The following is a 15,814-nucleotide window of genomic DNA, read 5'->3' as shown; positions in this document are numbered from 1 at the left end:
AATCCGCGCCGTTCCCGCGCGCGGGAAGAAGGGGAGCACCATGCATAAACCCGCAACGGCCTGGCTGCCGTTTGCCCTGCTGGCCCTGGTCGGCCTGCTCGGCGGCTGTGGCGATGACGCCGCGCCGCCTACCCGCAACGCCGCCGCCCTGGCGCCTGCCGATCCCGCGTTGGCGAAAATCTATGACAGCAGCTGCAAGCTCTGCCACGCCAACCCGGCGTCGGGAGCACCGCAGGCCGGTGATGCGAAAGCCTGGCAGCCCCGGGTCGCCCAGGGTGCCGACAGCCTGCTGGACCACAGCATCAACGGTTTCAAGGGCATGCCGCCGATGGGCATGTGCATGCAGTGCTCGGAGGACGAGTTCCTGGCGCTGATTTCCTTCATGTCCGGCCAATCGGTCCGGTAAGCGCGGGGTTGCTTGCATGTCTATTCATCTCACCCGCCGCCAACTCCTGCACAGCGCTGGCATTGCCGGCGCGTTCGCGGCGCTGTCGAGCAGCCCGCTGGCCGCCGAACTGGCCCGCGCGCCGCGGCTGATTCCCTGGCGCAACTGGTCCGGCGGGCAGAGCTGCCTGCCGGCGGCGCGCCTGGCTCCGCAGAGCCTCGACGAGCTGGTGCAGGTCATCCGCCAGGCCGAGGGCAAGGTGCGCCCTGTGGGGTCGGCGCACTCCTTCAGCGCCCTGGTGCCGACCGACGGCACGCTGGTCTCGCTGGCCTACTTCAACGGCCTGCTCGGCCACGATGCCGACACATTGCAGGCGGAATTCGCGGCCGGCACGCCGATGTCGCTCATGGGGCCGGCACTGAAGGAGGTCGGCCAGGCACTGCCGAACATGGCGGACATCGATTACCAGACCCTGGCCGGGGCGATCTCCACCTCAACCCACGGCACCGGAGTCGGCTTCGGCTCCTATTCCTCGCGCGTCACCGGCTTGCAACTGGTGACCGCCAGCGGCGAGGTGCTGGACTGCGATGCCCAGCGCCACCCCGAGGTGTTCAACGCCGCGCGGGTATCCCTCGGCGCCTTTGGCATCGCCACCCGCGTGCGCCTGCAGAACCGCCAGGCCTATCGCCTGCGCGAGCGGCAGTGGGTGGCCAGCACCGAGGAATTGCTGGAGGACGTGGAAAAGAACACCCGCGAGAACCAGCACTGGGAAATGCAGGTCATGACCCATTCCGACTATGCGCTGTCCATCGCCCTGAACGAGACCACCGACCCGGCCACGCCGCCGCTGGACCCGGCCGAGGAGGGCGGCAACCAGTTCGTCAGCATCATCGAGAACCTCGACAAGTACGGCAGCGACTTCCCCGCCGCGCGGCGCTTCCTGCTCAACAGCCTGCGCCATGTCGCCAGCTTCGACGACCGCGTCGGCGACTCCTACGACATCTACGCCAACGTGCGCAACGTGCGCTTCAACGAGATGGAATATTCGGTCCCGGCGGAACACGGGCCGGCCTGCCTGCGCGAGATTCTGAAGAAGATCAACGACAAGGACCTGCGCACCTGGTTCCCCATCGAATACCGCTACGTGAAGGCCGACGACATTCCGCTGAGCATGTTCGAAGGCCGCGACAGCTGCTCCATCTCCGTGCACCAGCACTACAGCATGGACCACCACAACTTCTTCGCCGCCATCGAACCGATCTTCTGGAAGTACGCCGGCCGGCCGCACTGGGGCAAGCTGCACACGCTCAACGCGCGCACGCTGCAACCGCTGTACCCGCGCTGGAAAGAGTTCACCGAAGTGCGCCGCGAGCTGGACCCGCAGGGCAAGTTCCTCAATGCCCACCTGTCATCGATCCTGGGCGTGGCCTGACAAGGAAGAACAACCCATGAAACGACGCCATTTCATCGTCGGTGCGGCCGGGGCAGGTGTTCTGCTCGTCGGCGCCGGTGCCTGGCTGCGACCGTCCGACCACGGCGTGCCATACGACGACTACTTCGCCCGGCTGAACCGCGAACTGCGCGAGCACGGGCCGATGCGCCCGGTGATGCTGATCGACCTCGACCGCCTGGACCACAACGTCGACGTGGTGATGCAGTCGGTGGCGCGCACCGGCAAGCACCTGCGCGTGGTGGAGAAGTCCCTGCCGTCGCCGCAGTTGCTCGACTACATCGCCCAGCGCGCCGGCACTCGGCGGATGATGTCGTTCCACCAGCCGTTCCTCAATCACGATGCCGAGCGCTTTCCCGATGCCGACCTGCTGCTGGGCAAGCCACTGCCGGTCGGCTCGGCACAGCAGTTCTACGAGGAACTTCGCGGCCCGTTCGACCCGACGAAGCAGCTGCAATGGCTGCTCGACACCCCCGAGCGCCTGCAGCAGTACCTGGCGCTGGCGCAAGGGCGCAACACCCGCCTGCGGATCAACATCGAACTGGACGTCGGCCTGCACCGTGGCGGTGTGGCGGACCACGCGACGCTGGACAGGATGCTCACGATCATCGGCGCCAACCCGCAGCACCTGGAGTTCGCCGGATTCATGGGCTACGACCCCTTCGTCGGCATGGGCGTGCCCGAGGTGCTGGGCTCCTCCGAGGAGCTTTTCGCCAAGGTCATGACGCTCTACGACGGCTTCGTCGACTACGCCCGCACCCGCCATGCGCCGCTGTGGAAGCCGGGGCTGACGCTCAATACCGCCGGCAGCCCGAGCTACAGGATGCACGAGAACGAACGCACCAGCACCGAGGTGTCGGTGGGCTCGGCGCTGGTCAAGCCGACCCACTACGACCTGCCATCGCTGGTGGACCACCAGCCGGCTGCCTTCATCGCCACGCCAGTCATCAAGAGCACCGGGCCGGTGCGGATTCCGGCACTGGACGACAAGTCGGCACTGTTCTCCTGGTGGGATGCCAACCAGCGCGAGACCTTCTTCGTCTACGGCGGCAACTGGATGGCCGAACCCGAGTCGCCCAGGGGATTGCAGTTCAACGGCCTGTACGGGCGCAGCTCGAACCAGGAGATGGTCAACGGCTCCAGCGCCGTGAACCTGAAAGTGGACGACCAGATGTTCCTGCGCCCGACCCAGTCCGAGTCGATCCTGCTGCAGTTCGACGACCTGCTGGCGATACGCGGGGGGCGCATCGTCGAGCACTGGCCGGTCTACAGCTGAGCGGCGCAGCGTTGGCGTTGGGCGGGCGGCATGGAGCCGTCCGCCCGCGCCAGCGGGGCATTGCGCGAGGTCGTCTGTAATATTCTGTTACGCCCGCTCTTGGCGAGCCTGCGAAAGCGTTATGATGCGGCCATCCTGCGCCGCCCACATGACAAGAATCGCCGGCGCCCCCGCTCGAGAGCAGCCTACATGCCCAGCACAAGCATCGACGCGCAATTCGACCTGGCCCTGGTTTCACCTTTCCTGCTGCAGACCCTCGCCGAAGTCGCCAGTGACCAGGGAGTGAGCAGCGAACGCCTGTGCCGCGGGCTCGGCTTTACCGCCGAGGAGCTGCAGGACCCGGCGCAGCGCGTCACCTACCGGCAGACGGTGGCGATGATCCAGCGAGCCCTCGCGGCGCTGCCCGAGCGTGGCCTGGGGCTCTGGGTCGGCCATCACAACGTGCTGGGCACACTCGGCCTGCTTGGCCACGTACTGTCCCTCTGCAAGACCCTGCGCGACGCCTTCGAGGTGGGCCGGCGCTTCCAGCACACCACTGGCGGCATTGCGCTGTGCAACCTGATCGAGGGGCCCGAGGAAAGCTTCATCGAAGTCGAATGCCGGTTGCCCTACGCCGACATCCAGGTGTTCGCCGTGGAAGAGTTCTTCGCCAGCCTGCTGGTCTACAACCGCACGCTGATCGGGCGCCAGTTTCAGCCCCTGCGTTTCGAGTTCACCCATGCCGCACCGGTCTATGAGGCCGAGTACCGCCGGCTGCTCGGGCCGAACCTGCAATTCGGTTGCCTGCACAACCGGGTGGTCATCGCCAGCCACTGGCTGGATGTGCAACTGCCCAGCCACCACCCGGTCGCGCTGCGCCAGGCGCTCAGCCTGCTGGAGGGGGAGTACGCCCAGGTGCAGCAGAAGACCGGCCTGCTGGAAACGGTGGAGCGTGCCATCGCTCGCGACCTGGCCAACGGCAGCCCCATCGACAAGGTTGCAGGCGAGCTGAACATGAGCAGCCGTACCTTGCGTCGCCGCCTGAGCGAGCACGGGATGAGCTTCGACGCCCTGCAGGAACAGGTGCGCCACGCACGCGCCATGAGCCTGCTGAACAACCCGGAGATGCCCATCGAGCGCATCGCCGAGGCGCTCGGCTACAGTGATGTGCGCGGCTTCCGCCGGGCCTTCAAGCGCTGGACCGGGCAGAGCCCGTCCGCCTGCCGCGACGAGGCGATGCCGGCGCACTGAAGCACCGCTGGGCGATTACATTGACGCGGCACAAGGGTGCTGCCGGCCTGTGCGGTTAAGGTCGTAGTGCCCATTCAACGAGGAGCACAGCATGTACGAGCACGTACTGGCTGCCGTCGACGGCAGCCCCGTTTCCCTCAAGGCCCTGGCCGAAGGCGCAAGGCTGGTCCGCATGAGCGGTGGTGAACTGCATGTCATCACCATCGTCGATCGCCCGCTCGGCCATCTGCCTTACTACGCCAAGTATTACGACGCCGAGGCCCTGCAAGCCGCCGCACTCAAGGCCGCCGACGATATCCTGAGCAAGGCGCGGGACGTGGTGGCCGAATACGCCGTGCCGGCCACTTACCAGCGGGTCAGCATGGAAACTGCCGGTGAGGAAGTGGCCGATCGCATCGAGCGCGAGGCCGACGCCGTCAAGGCCGACGCCATCGTCATGGGCACCCACAGCCGCCGCGGCGTGCGCCGGCTGATGCTGGGCAGCGTGGCCGAAGGCGTGCTGCAATCGAGCCAGCGACCGGTGCTGCTGGTGCGCGACCTGTAGTGAACCGCTGGCGCGGTGGCTGGCCTATCGACGCTCCGGCCGCTGCAGCCCGAGGTGTTCGCGCAACGTGCTACCGCGGTATTCGCGACGGTACAGCCCGCGCTTCTGCAACTCCGGCACCACCAGTTCCACGAAGCTGTCCAGGCCATTGGGCAACAGCGGCGGCATGATGTTGAAGCCGTCGGCGGCGCCGGCGCTGAACCAGGCTTCCAGATGGTCGGCGATCTGCTTGGGGTCGCCGACCAGCGTGCAGTGCCCACGTGCCCCGGCTGCCCGCAGGTAGAGCTGGCGCAACGTCAGCTTTTCCCGGCGCGCCAATTCGACGAACAGCGCCTGCCGGCTCTTCATCGCATTGCTGGGTGGCAGCTCCGGCAGCGGGCCATCCAGCGGGAAACGGGACAGGTCCAGCCCGCCGGCCATGCCTGAGAGCAGGGCGAGCCCCAACTGCGGTTCTATCAGCCCCTGCAGCTCGGCGTGGAGGTCTTCGGCTTCGCTCTGCGTCCGTCCGATCACCGGGGAGATTCCCGGCATGATCTTCAGTTCGTGGGCTTCGCGTCCGTAACCGGCCAGACGCCCCTTCAGATCGCTGTAGAAGGCGCGTGCATCCTCCAGCGTCTGCTGGGCGGTGAACACCACCTCGGCGGTGCGCGCGGCCAGGGCCTTGCCCGGTTCCGACGAGCCCGCCTGTACCAGCACCGGGTGGCCCTGCGGCGAGCGCGGCTGGTTCAGCGGGCCGCGCACGCGGTAGTAGTCGCCATGATGGGCGAGGGTGCGCAGTTGCTCCGGGTCGAAGTAGCGGCCGCTGAGCTTGTCGCGGCGGAAGGCGTCGTCGGCGAAGCTGTCCCACAGGCCGCGGGCCACATCGATGAACTCCTCGGCGCGGGCGTAGCGGTCGGCGTGGTCGAAATGCTGCTCCAGGCCGAAGTTCTGTGCTTCCTGGTCCGTCGCCGAGGTCACCAGGTTCCAGCCGGCACGGCCGCCGGACAGGTGATCGAGCGAGGCGAAGCGGCGCGCCAGCAGGTAGGGATCGTTGTAGCTGGTGGAGACGGTGGAAATCAGGCCAATGCGCTCGGTCACCGAGGCCAGCGAAGCGAGGAGCATCAGTGGATCGAATACCTCGCCGAGGGTGGTGTGCGCGGCCAGTTCATTGCTGCCGAGCAGGGCGAGGTTGTCGGCGAAGAAGATCGCGTCGAACAGGCCGCGTTCGGCGGTCTGCGCCAGGCGGCGGAAGTGTGCGAAGTCCAGGGCGCCGGCGGGTGCCAGCGGGTGGCGCCAGGCGGCCAGGTGGTGACCGCTGCCCATCAGGAAGGCGCCGAGGCTGATCTGTGTCTGGCTCATATGTACCTCAGAAGTCGTAGCGCAGGGTCACGCCGGTCACGCGCGGCTGGCCGGGATAGCCCACGTACAGGCCGTTGGAGGAAGCGATTACTGCCTGGTAGTACTCCTTGTCGAAGGCGTTCTTCACCCACAGGGAGGCGTCCAGCAGCCCGTCGCCGACTTCGTGGCGCAGGCCCACCGAGAAGTTGGCTAGGCCATAGCCGGGGATCTTCGACAGGCTGGAGTTGTCCAGCGTGCCCTCGGCCTCGGAGCGGTAGGCGTAGCTCGCGGTGACATAGGGCTCGAAGCGGTTGTCCAGTTGCCACTTGTATTCGCCGTTGAGGTTGGCGATCCAGCGCGACGCGCCCATCACCCGCTCGCCGGAGAGATCGCAGGTGGCCGGCGCGCCGGGCTGGCTGCTGACTTCGGCCGGGCAGGGGGCGTCCTTGAACGACAGATAGGTGACATCGTTGAACGAGCCGTTGAAGTTCACGGTCAGGCCTCGCAGCGGCAGCGCGGTGGCTTCGAACTCCAGGCCGCGCGAACGCAGGTCGCCGGCGTTGGCCAGTACCTGGTAGCCGGTCAGCGAGCCGGCGGGCTGGTAGTAGGTGGTGGCCTGGTAGCCGGTGATGCCGGTCCAGAACAGGTTGGCGTTGAGCTGCAGGCGACGGTCGAAGAGCGTGCTCTTGATCCCCAGTTCCGCATCGTTGGCGCGCTCGGGACCGACCAGCAGGGAGTCGGCACCAGCGCTGGGGGCACTGCCGATGGTGAGGTTCACCCCGCCGGACTTTTCGCCGTGGGACAACGAGGCGTAGCCCAGCAGATTGTCGTCGAACTTGTAGCTCAGGCTGAGCAGTGCCGAGGGCGCGGCGTTGTGCAGGCTGAGGTCGCCGGAGTCGTAGGCGCCGGCCTGGCTGGCGCGGATCGCCGCAGGCAGGCCGCCGACCGGAGCGCCGCCCACGGGGGCGGAGCGCTCGACCTGCGCCTGCTTCTCTTCATAGGTGCCGCGCAGGCCGAGGGTGAAGTCCAGCTTGTCGCTCAGGTGCCAGGTGCCCTGGGAGAACAGGGCGAAACTGTCGGTGTCGATCCAGCCCTTGCTGGTGCTGCTGACGTTGTTCAGCGCATTGAGGTTGGCGCCGATCAGGTTGAGGTCGGCCAACGGGCCGAGGTCGACGAAATAGCGGTTGTTCAGGCTCTGGCGGAAGGCGTACGCGCCCACCACATAGTCGAAGGTACCGCCGGTGGGCGAGGCCAGGCGGATTTCCTGAGAGAACTGGCGGTCGTGGATTTCGTAACCCAGGTCGCGGATTACCGGCACGTCCAACTCGTCCGAATCGTTGGCCGGGTTGAAGTGCCAATAGCGATAGGCGCTGATGGAGGTCAGCTTGTAGCCGCCGTCGAGGTTCCAGTTGGCTTCCACCGAGCTGGCGTTCTGGTGGACGCTGACGTTCTGCCGGCCGTCGATGTTGGATTTGCCCTCCACCGGATGGGCGCCCACCAGGGCTGCGCGGCGCCAGAACTGACTGGAGCCGCCGTAGATCACGCCGCTGCCCTGGCTGGAGTTCTCGCTGTTGTATTCGTTGATCCAGCGCAGGCTGAAATCATCGTTGGGCTGGAACAGCAACTGGCCGCGTACGCCTTCGCGCTCGCCGCCCAGGAGGGTGCGGCCGTCGGCAAGGTTTTTCAGGTAGCCATCGTCGCGGGTGCGGTAGAGCGACAGCCGCCCGGCCAGGGTCTCTGTCAGCGGGCCGGAGAAACTGCCCTTGCCCTGGAAGTAGCCGTTCTCGCCGCCGGAGGTTTCGATACTGCTTTCGGGGGTGAAGGTCGGTTTGCGCGTGGTGATGTTCAGTACACCGGCGGTGGTGTTCTTGCCGAACAGGGTGCCCTGCGGACCACGCAGCAGGTCGAGTTGTTCGATGTCCATCAGGTCGAACACCGCCATGCCGGGGCGGCCGAGGTAGACGTTGTCCAGGTAGATCCCGGCGGAACCTTCCAGGCCGTCGCTGGCCGGGTTGTTGCCGATACCGCGCACGGCCAGGCTCGACTGGCGCGCGTGGATGTAGGCGACGTTCACGCTGGGCAATGCCTGCTGCAGGTCCTGGATCTTGTAGATGCGCTGCTTGTCGAGGGTGTCGCCGCTGAGCGTGGTGATCGGCGTCGGCACGTCCTGAGCGTTTTCCTCGCGGCGGCGGGCGGTCACGGTGACCGTCTGCAGGGCATCGGTAACGGCTTGGCCGTCGTTGCCGACGGCGCTCTGCCCATCGGCGGCGGCATTGCCAGCGGCCAGCAGCAGCGCCAGGGTCAGTGGGTGCAGCGCCAGGCCGGTGCGGCTGGCGCGCGAAGGGAGTCTATGCATGGCTTGTCCTTGCAGCAGGGCCGTGGCACGCACGGCTGGAAGTCGGCGAAGCGGGGGCTGGTCACCCCTCTGGTCGCCGATGCTAGGCAAGCTCACTCGAAGACGATGGGCTTTGGCGGACAATCCATGGTCCGCCGCAGACAGATACCGGTCTCACAACGCCAGGGCGAAGCCGCCGGTTGGCCGGACGGCGGCCGGTGACTCGGCCAGGCCCAGTTCGCCCTGGCGCCATTGCCCCGGGCTCTGGCCGGTCCAGCGGCGGAATGCACGGTTGAAGCTGCTGGGCTCGTTGAAGCCCAGCCGGTAGCAGACTTCGTTGACCGAGCAGTGAGGCTGGCGCAGGTGCGCGAACGCCAGTTCACGGCGTGTTTCCTCCAGGAGCTGGGTAAAACTGGTGGCATGACGCAGCAGGTGGCGATGCAGGTTGCGCGTGCTCATGCCCAGTTCCTCGGCGACCAGCCCCTGCTGGACTTCGCCGCTGGGCAGTTGGCGCACGATGGATTGGCGGACCTGCTCGGGCAGGTCGTGGCCGGACAGGCGCTTGAGGTAGCTGTTGAGGCTGCCATCGAGGATCTGCGCCAGCTCGCGGTTCCCGCTGCGCAGCGGGATTTCCAGTAGCGCCGGGTCGTAGTCTACGGCGTTGTGTGCAGCATCGAAGACCAGGCGCTGGCCGAAACGCGCTTCCCAGGCGTCGGCGTCGATGGGGCGGGGCCGCGCCAGGTGTACGCAACGCACCACGCCCAGGCCCCAGATCGGCGTGGCATGCCGCAGTCCGGAAGCGAGCAGTGCCTCGGTGGCCATCTGCTCGACCTGTGCGCGGGGGATGCGCCGGTGGATCAGGCGGCAGACTCCGTCGCCGCGCTCCAGGCTGACCTGGCCGGACGTGCTCACCACGGGGGAAAAGCGCACCACGCGCTCCAGCGCTTCGCCGACGGTGGCGCTGCTTTGCAGGGCGAACAGCAGGCCATGGAAGTCCGTGGGCAGGCTGTGCGCGGCGACTTCAAGGCCGAACGCCGGATCGCCGGTGGTGCGCTCCACGGCGCGCCACAGGGCGCTCATGCGCTCGAGCGGAATGCGAAGGTTGGCGTCCTGCAACTGTGCCGGGTCGATGCCGGCGGTGCGCAGCAGGGGTCTGGGATCGTGTCCGTGGGCCTGCAAGGCGCGGGCGATGACCTGGGCCCAGGTGGCTATGGTGTCGGCATGCATGTGCGCTACTCCCTGGGTAAAGGCCCGCGCCGCTCTGCGACAGTCGTTTGCGACGGAGGGAGCGCCATGATGGCAAGCATTTTTTAGCTCATGAAGGAATTATTTTCATTATTTAAATAACTGAAATGCCTAAGTGGAGGCCGTTGCGGGTTGTGACCACGACGATGCGTTTTCAGCATGGAAAATATGCCTGGCGGGTTGCGGTGCAGGGGCGTGCGCCGTGGTCCCGGAAAACCGCCGGTATCGCCGGTGCTCACAATGTTCTTGGCTGTCGCGTGAAGACGCGCAGCAGACCACGCGCCAGCTCGCGGAACAGGCGGCCGGCGAAGCTGAAGTCGAGCACACCGGTTTCGTCGACATAGCGCTGCCATTGCTCCACCAGAGCGCGCAGGCGTTCCGGCTCCCGCTCCGCCAGGTCGTGGATTTCGCCGGGATCGCGCGCGAGGTCGTAGAGCTGCCAGCGCCCCGGACCGTCAGGCTTGGGAATATACAGCGCCTTCCAGCGGCCCTGGCGGATGGCACAAGCGCGGAACAGCTCCCAGCCGGTGGTTTCGTCCTGCGCGTGCGGCTCGGTTTCTTGTCCCTGAAGGTACGCCAGCAGCGAACGGCCACGGATCGGCAACACCTCGCGGCCCTGGTAGTGGGGGCCCGGATGGCGCGTGTCGGCCAGTTCCAGGAGGGTCGGCACGATGTCCATCACCGTGGCGAAGGCATGGCTGATGGTTCCCTGCAGATGCAGCCCGGGCCAGGTGATGAAGGCTGGAACGCGGATGCCGCCCTGACTGGTGAAGAGTTTGAATTGGCGCGAGGGGGCGGTGGCCGCCTGGGCCCAGCGTGGACCATACCAGACATAGGAGTTGGCGCGGCCCACGTTCTCCAGGCGATTGTCGTAATGCTTGGCGATGAAGCGCTGGGCGCGCTTGCCGACGATGGGCAGGGCTTCAAGCGCTGCACCTTCGGCGCCGTTGTCGGAGAGGAACACGATCACTGTGTTGTCCAGTTCGCCGCTGGTGCGCAGGTGCTCGATGACCCGGCCGACGTTCCAGTCCAGGCGATCGACCATGGCGGCATAGACCTCCATGGCGCGGGCCGACTGTTGCCTGCCTGCGTCATCCAGTTCGTGCCAGTTCGGTGTGTCGGCTACTACCGGGTGGGCTTCAACGTCTTCGGCGATCAACCCCAGCTCCTTCAGCCGCGCCAGACGCTGTTCGCGCAGCACATCGGGACCGCCGTCGTAGCGCCCCTTGTACTTGCTGATCAGCTCGTCCGGTGCCTGTAATGGGAAGTGCGGGGCGGAAAAGGGCAGGTAGGCGAAGAAGGGCCGTCCATCGTCCGTCGGGCGCTCGTCCAGGTAGTCGAGCAGGCGGTCGGTGAAGGCATCGGAGGAATAGAAATCCTCCGGCAGTTCGCTTACCGGGTCGAGGCCATCGCGGTAAGTGCCTTCCACCGCATGCAGCAGGCGCGGCATCTTGTGTGGCACCACGTCGGGCGACCAGCCGTAGTGGTTGTGTGCGGCCCCTTCCAGGATGAACGAACGCTCGAAACCGCGTGCCGCCGCCGAGGTCTCCGCCGTACGGCCCAGATGCCATTTGCCGGAGATCAGCGTGTGGTAGCCGGCGTCGCGCAACAGCTCGGCGAGGGTTACCACGCGCCGGTTGAGGTGGCCTTCGTAGCCGGGGTTGCGGCGGATGGTCTCGTCGCTGAATTCGGCCATCGCTCCGATGCCGGCGAGATGATGGTCGGTGCCGGTCAACAGCATGGCGCGGGTCGGCGAGCAGGCAGACGCTGCATGGAAATCGGTGAGACGCAGGCCGGCCGTGGCCAGGGCATCGAGGTTCGGTGTGTCGATCTCGCCGCCGAAGGCGCCAAGGTCGGAGAAACCCAGGTCGTCGGCAACGATCAGCAGGAAGTTCGGGCGTTTGCTCATGGTCGTCTCAGGCAGGTGGTGCGGTGCATCGTGAGGGCTGGCAGCTGCGCGCGATGGGCGCTTCGCAGCCTGTTTCCCTGGCTTGAGTGCAGCCTGGGGAAGCTCCTTTTCCGGCATATCCAGGAAGATATCGATGCCTTCAAGCGATAAGAGCGCCCATTAAGGACGCCCTTGTGCGAACGCGCCATTGCCTTCGGCGAATACTTTTCATGCCTTATCGGCATCGAACACGACCGCCCGCACAGGCGGGCTTTCCGGGTCGCCGGGCTTGGGAAGGGGGATCAGTCAGTTGCCGGCGGAGTCACACAGCTCGAGGCAGCGCCGCGCCCGTTGCTGATCGGGCGAGTCGAAGCCTTCGGTGAAGCGACGGTAGACCGGCTGCAGCAGTTGCCGCGCGGCTTCCGATCGGCCCTGCGTGTGCCACAGCCCCGCCAGGCAGGTGGCCGAGCGCAGTTCCCAGGCCAGCGCACCTTGTTCCTGGGCCAGCGCCAGGGCGCGGCTCAGCAGGGTTTCCGCGCCGAGCAGGGATTCGCGGTCGTCGCGCTCGAGCAGGGCAACGGCTTCATTGCGCAGGATTTCCGGCGCACACCAGCCTGCGGCGCCAGTTCTTGCACGCATCAACTGGGCCGGGTCTGCGGGCAGGGGACGGCCGCCGAGGGTTTGCACGATGTCGCGCACCAGGCCGACCGCGGGGGCGCCGGGTGAGTCCTCGAAGCGCATGGCCCAGGCATAGTGCCGCGCCCAGTCGGTGAACAGCGGAACGCGGTGGCGCTCGGCGACCTCGACCATCTGCCGCACGCGTTGACGAGCCTTGTCGAGTTCGCCGTTATAGAAAGCGATGACGCAACCGGCCGCGGCGAGGCTGTAGGCGATGGAGGCGCTGTGGTCGATTTCGCAGGCCAGTTCGATGGCCTGCGCTGCCATACGCTCCGCCTGTTCCGGCAGGCCGCGCAGCCAGAGCGTGCGAGCCTGGGTGGCCAGGGAAGCGACCTGCTGGTCGTATTGCACGCCCAGGCACGGAGCGAAGCGGTTCGCCTGCCGCTGTTGTTCCAGGCGCTCAAGTACGTCGTCGCCGACGGACTGGGCCAGTACCTGATTCCCCGAGTAATGCAGCGCCAGTACCTTCAGGCGCAGTGCGCTGGTGGCGAGTATCTCGCCCTGGCCGCTGCTCAGGCGGTCGAAGCGCTGGCTATGCTCGGCCGCCAACTGGTACTGGCCGGCCCACAGCAGCACCGCCAGGCCACCCGACAGCGCGGTGAGCTCGCCAGGGCGGTCACCGATCTGCTGGGCGAGGAACCGCGCGTTCTGGAAGGCCTCGTTCGCCTGGCTGTTGCGCACGTCGTGATAGGTGGTGTTGCCCAACGCCAGCTCCAGGCGCATGGCCAGCTCCAGCGATGCAGCGGATTGTGCGCCGAGCAGGCCCAGTGCGGCGCTCACGTGGGGGCCGTACTCGTGCAGCAGCGACAGCTCCTGCCACAGCGGTGACGAACAGGCCGCGAGATGGATCGCCAGGGTGTGCCGGACCTCGGCGTGCAGGCCCCAGTCGAGCGCGGCGCGAACATCGGCGAGCCATGGCGCGTGGCGTTGCAGCCAGCCCTGGGACGCCGACCGTTCCCACTCATCCTGCGCGGCCTGCATCGCGCGCTCGCAGAGTTCCAGATGACGCTCCCGGGCTTCGTGGAGTTCGCCGGTGGCCTCGAGTTTTTCCAGCGCGTAAAGACGGGTTGGTTCGAGCAGTCGGTAGGTGACTTCGTCGCCGCGAACCTCGGTGCTCAGCAGCGACTTGGCCGTCAGGTGATTCACCAGCAGGAAGGCCGTGCCCAGGTCCGCCGGTTGGCCGAGGGCCGCGGCGACGGAGTCCAGCGTGAAGCTGCCGCGAAAGACGCTGAGGCGCCGCAGGCAGGATTGCTCCGCGGGACGCAGCAGCGCGTAACTCCAGTCGAGCATCGCGCGCAGGTGTTGGTGGCGATCGGATTGCAGCGGCAGGTCGAGGTAGCCACCCTGCAACAACGCATCGATGCTGCCGTCGGCCTGGCCCAGGTGCCCGGCGGCGAGTTCCAGCGCCAGCGGAATGCCCTCCAGGCGCCGGCAGATTTCGCCGACCCGCGGCAGGTCCTCGGGGCGGAATTCGAACTCTTCGTGGGTCTCCTTCGCCCGCTCGATGAGCAGCGCCACTGCCGGGTAGGCGAGGGCGTCCTCGATGCTGGCGACCTGCGCTGGTGGGCAACCGAGCGGCCGCAGCGGCTGGATGTGCTCGCCGGTGGCGCGCAGGCTTTCGCGGCTGGTGGCGAGGATATGCATCTGCGGCGCATGGCGCAGCAGGCACTCCACCAGATGCGCGGCGGCTTCGATCAGATGCTCGCAGTTGTCGATGAGCAGCAGCATCTGCCGGTCGGCGACCTGGGTGCAGATCTGTTCCAACGATTCGCCTGCCAGTCCCGGAATGCCCAGGGCACTGGCGAGGGTGCTGTTCAACGGCCGTGCGTCCTGCAACGGGGTCAGGTCGAGCATGCGGATGCCGTGGCGGTACTGGCCGATGAAACGCTCGGCGGCCTGCAGGGCGAGGCTGGTCTTGCCGATGCCGCCGCTGCCCACCAGGCTGATGCAGCGGCGTTGCGGCAGTTCGGCAACCAGGCGCTCCAGCTCCGTTTCGCGCCCCAGCAGGCGATTGCGCCGCGGCGGCAGATTGTGGTTCGCCGCGGCCCCCGGGTCATGGGCCGGCGTGGATTGCGTCGAAGCGGTCAGCGGCTCGACGAAGCTGTAGCCACGCAATGCCACCGTGACGATGAAGCGCCGGCCATTCTGGCCATCGCCCAGGGCTTTGCGCAGGGCGGCCATGTGCACCCGCAGGTTGCCTTCGTCGATGTCCTGGCCGGGCCAGGCGCGGGCCAGCAGTTCGCCCTTGCTCACCACCTGGCCGGCGCGCTCCAGCAGCGCCAAAAGGATGTCCAGTGCACGCTGGCCCAGGCGCAGCGGACGGCCGGCCTCGAGGATCATGCGTGAGGTGGGGAATATCTGGTAGGGGCCGAAATGAAGCACGGTTTCGACCGTCGCCACGGGCTCGGGAGTCATCGTCTGGTCGTCGCTTTCGCACGCTGGGGCAGTTTTCGCGCCGGCCCAGGTGTTCGCCCTGGTGGCGCAGGTCCATCGACTCTGCGGTCGATTGGCCATTCTTTTTGTGAATGACACTCAGGGTAAACGACGGCTCGGCGTTGGGCCATCGTGCGCCGGCGAGCCTGATCCGGACATTTTGCCTAATAACGATTAACGCCGCGTTCACCTCGACATTGCCTTTCGGGTGTCCTGCGCTGCTGGCTGCTCTGCCTCGCAGGCCTGGCCGGGCAAGGCTTGGCGGGTGTCAGTCGGGAGCTGTCGCGATGATCGCAAGTGACGACGCGGGCAATGGAAAATCCGCTTCCCGGTCTTCGGTCCGCCGCCTTTTCTCTCCCTCGGGTTAATGCCGTTTAACCAGCTTTAACTCGCCGCCACCCCTTCGCCCACAAAAAATGGCCAGCAGACCGCAGGGGAGGGACCAGCATGCTTCAGAGACTGATCGGCCAGATGCCAGTGGACGCGCCAAAGCGTGATCTTGCGCCCTGGCAGCGCGAGCGCGCCCAGGCCTTGCTGCTCAAGCATCTGGACAGCGGCATCGCGGTGAGCGACCTGGCCGCCGCCTGCGCCCTGTCGCGCAGCGATTTCACCCGTAAGTTCAAGGTCGCCACGGGTCACTCGCCCCAGGCGTGGATGCGCATCCTGCGGGTGGAGAAGGCCAAGCAACTGATGCGCGAATCGTCCTTCCCGCTGGCGGAGATCGGCCTGCAGTGTGGCTTCTGCGACCAGGCGCATTTCTGCCGGATTTTCTACCGCATCGAAGGCGTTACGCCCTTGAGCTGGCAGCGCCAGTTCTTCCATGAGGAACACCGTTCGACCTGGCGGCACGCGGGTTAGCCCGAGCGCCCAGCGGTGCTCCATGTGTTTGTCGTTCTGTAAATGGAACGCTAGAGGCAATTTTTGCCGTCTAGTGGATCAAGGGTGTCGAAATTAATCTTTGTTCCATGCAGTGACGCACTGCAAAACGAGTCCAAACCCTTTCCGGCAGCGCCGGCACCCACTGAAAGCAAAT

The 15,814-nt window shown here is 66.6% G+C and carries 11 protein-coding genes; 6 read left to right on the top strand and 5 right to left on the bottom strand.

The features are described 5' to 3' along the window. The first annotated feature begins 40 nt into the window (after nt 1-40). The 5 genes from A9513_RS27685 to A9513_RS27665 all read left to right on the top strand — a co-directional run bounded on the left by A9513_RS27685 (nt 41) and on the right by A9513_RS27665 (nt 4,885). Entirely contained in the window at nt 41-406 is a 366-nt protein-coding gene (locus A9513_RS27685; RefSeq protein WP_024765872.1) for a cytochrome c5 family protein, read from the top strand. Nucleotides 407-488: 82 nt separating this feature from the next. Then, a complete protein-coding gene (locus tag A9513_RS27680) occupies nt 489-1,817 on the top strand; it encodes a D-arabinono-1,4-lactone oxidase (protein ID WP_169887229.1) in 1,329 nt (442 codons plus the stop codon). Nucleotides 1,818-1,833: 16 nt separating this feature from the next. Continuing rightward, the gene (locus tag A9513_RS27675) at nt 1,834-3,111 is read left to right on the top strand and encodes a DSD1 family PLP-dependent enzyme (RefSeq protein WP_065327893.1); all 1,278 of its coding nucleotides are present in this window, start codon (nt 1,834-1,836) and stop codon (nt 3,109-3,111) included. A gap of 189 nt (nt 3,112-3,300) precedes the next feature. Then, nucleotides 3,301-4,341 carry an AraC family transcriptional regulator gene (locus A9513_RS27670; protein WP_065327892.1) on the top strand — a complete coding sequence of 347 codons (1,041 nt, stop codon included), beginning with the start codon at nt 3,301-3,303 and terminating at the stop codon, nt 4,339-4,341. 91 nt (nt 4,342-4,432) lie between these two features. Then, entirely contained in the window at nt 4,433-4,885 is a 453-nt protein-coding gene (locus A9513_RS27665; protein ID WP_065327891.1) for a universal stress protein, read from the top strand. Nucleotides 4,886-4,909: 24 nt separating this feature from the next. On the opposite strand, the gene A9513_RS27660 is transcribed toward A9513_RS27665, so the two are convergent. From A9513_RS27660 to A9513_RS27640, 5 genes are all read right to left on the bottom strand, one after another. Then, entirely contained in the window at nt 4,910-6,223 is a 1,314-nt protein-coding gene (locus tag A9513_RS27660) for an LLM class flavin-dependent oxidoreductase (RefSeq protein ID WP_037007423.1), read from the bottom strand. A 7-nt stretch (nt 6,224-6,230) separates the two neighbouring features. Then, nucleotides 6,231-8,558, bottom strand: coding sequence for a TonB-dependent receptor (locus A9513_RS27655; protein ID WP_038803641.1), 2,328 nt, complete (start codon nt 8,556-8,558; stop codon nt 6,231-6,233). A 153-nt stretch (nt 8,559-8,711) separates the two neighbouring features. After that, nucleotides 8,712-9,764 (bottom strand): AraC family transcriptional regulator, encoded by a 1,053-nt coding sequence (locus A9513_RS27650; protein WP_065327890.1) that lies wholly within the window; start codon nt 9,762-9,764, stop codon nt 8,712-8,714. Between the two features lie 253 nt (nt 9,765-10,017). Further along, the gene (locus tag A9513_RS27645) at nt 10,018-11,691 is read right to left on the bottom strand and encodes an arylsulfatase (RefSeq protein ID WP_065327889.1); all 1,674 of its coding nucleotides are present in this window, start codon (nt 11,689-11,691) and stop codon (nt 10,018-10,020) included. Between the two features lie 285 nt (nt 11,692-11,976). Beyond that, on the bottom strand, nt 11,977-14,763 hold the full coding sequence (locus A9513_RS27640) for a winged helix-turn-helix domain-containing protein (RefSeq protein WP_065327888.1): 2,787 nt from the start codon (nt 14,761-14,763) through the stop codon (nt 11,977-11,979). 465 nt (nt 14,764-15,228) lie between these two features. Between A9513_RS27640 and A9513_RS27635 the strand changes: the two genes are divergently transcribed. Beyond that, nucleotides 15,229-15,639 carry a helix-turn-helix domain-containing protein gene (locus A9513_RS27635; RefSeq protein WP_024765865.1) on the top strand — a complete coding sequence of 137 codons (411 nt, stop codon included), beginning with the start codon at nt 15,229-15,231 and terminating at the stop codon, nt 15,637-15,639. The last annotated feature ends 175 nt before the right edge of the window (nt 15,640-15,814 follow it).

The sequence above is a fragment of the Pseudomonas sp. AU12215 genome (genome assembly GCF_001675465.2).
Taxonomy (GTDB): Bacteria; Pseudomonadota; Gammaproteobacteria; order Pseudomonadales; family Pseudomonadaceae; genus Pseudomonas; species Pseudomonas nitroreducens.
Note: the sequence above shows the minus strand (reverse complement) of the source record. Positions and strands in the feature narration are given on the sequence as shown.

Bases quoted from the DNA above. Each gene is read 5' to 3' on its own strand.
- A9513_RS27665 (WP_065327891.1), top strand. From the start codon at position 4,433: ATGTACGAGCACGTACTGGCTGCCGTCGACGGCAGCCCCGTTTCCCTC.
- A9513_RS27660 (WP_037007423.1), bottom strand. From the start codon at position 6,223: ATGAGCCAGACACAGATCAGCCTCGGCGCCTTCCTGATGGGCAGCGGT.
- A9513_RS27685 (WP_024765872.1), top strand. From the start codon at position 41: ATGCATAAACCCGCAACGGCCTGGCTGCCGTTTGCCCTGCTGGCCCTG.
- A9513_RS27655 (WP_038803641.1), bottom strand. From the start codon at position 8,558: ATGCATAGACTCCCTTCGCGCGCCAGCCGCACCGGCCTGGCGCTGCAC.
- A9513_RS27670 (WP_065327892.1), top strand. From the start codon at position 3,301: ATGCCCAGCACAAGCATCGACGCGCAATTCGACCTGGCCCTGGTTTCA.
- A9513_RS27675 (WP_065327893.1), top strand. From the start codon at position 1,834: ATGAAACGACGCCATTTCATCGTCGGTGCGGCCGGGGCAGGTGTTCTG.
- A9513_RS27635 (WP_024765865.1), top strand. From the start codon at position 15,229: ATGCTTCAGAGACTGATCGGCCAGATGCCAGTGGACGCGCCAAAGCGT.
- A9513_RS27645 (WP_065327889.1), bottom strand. From the start codon at position 11,691: ATGAGCAAACGCCCGAACTTCCTGCTGATCGTTGCCGACGACCTGGGT.
- A9513_RS27640 (WP_065327888.1), bottom strand. From the start codon at position 14,763: ATGACTCCCGAGCCCGTGGCGACGGTCGAAACCGTGCTTCATTTCGGC.
- A9513_RS27650 (WP_065327890.1), bottom strand. From the start codon at position 9,764: ATGCATGCCGACACCATAGCCACCTGGGCCCAGGTCATCGCCCGCGCC.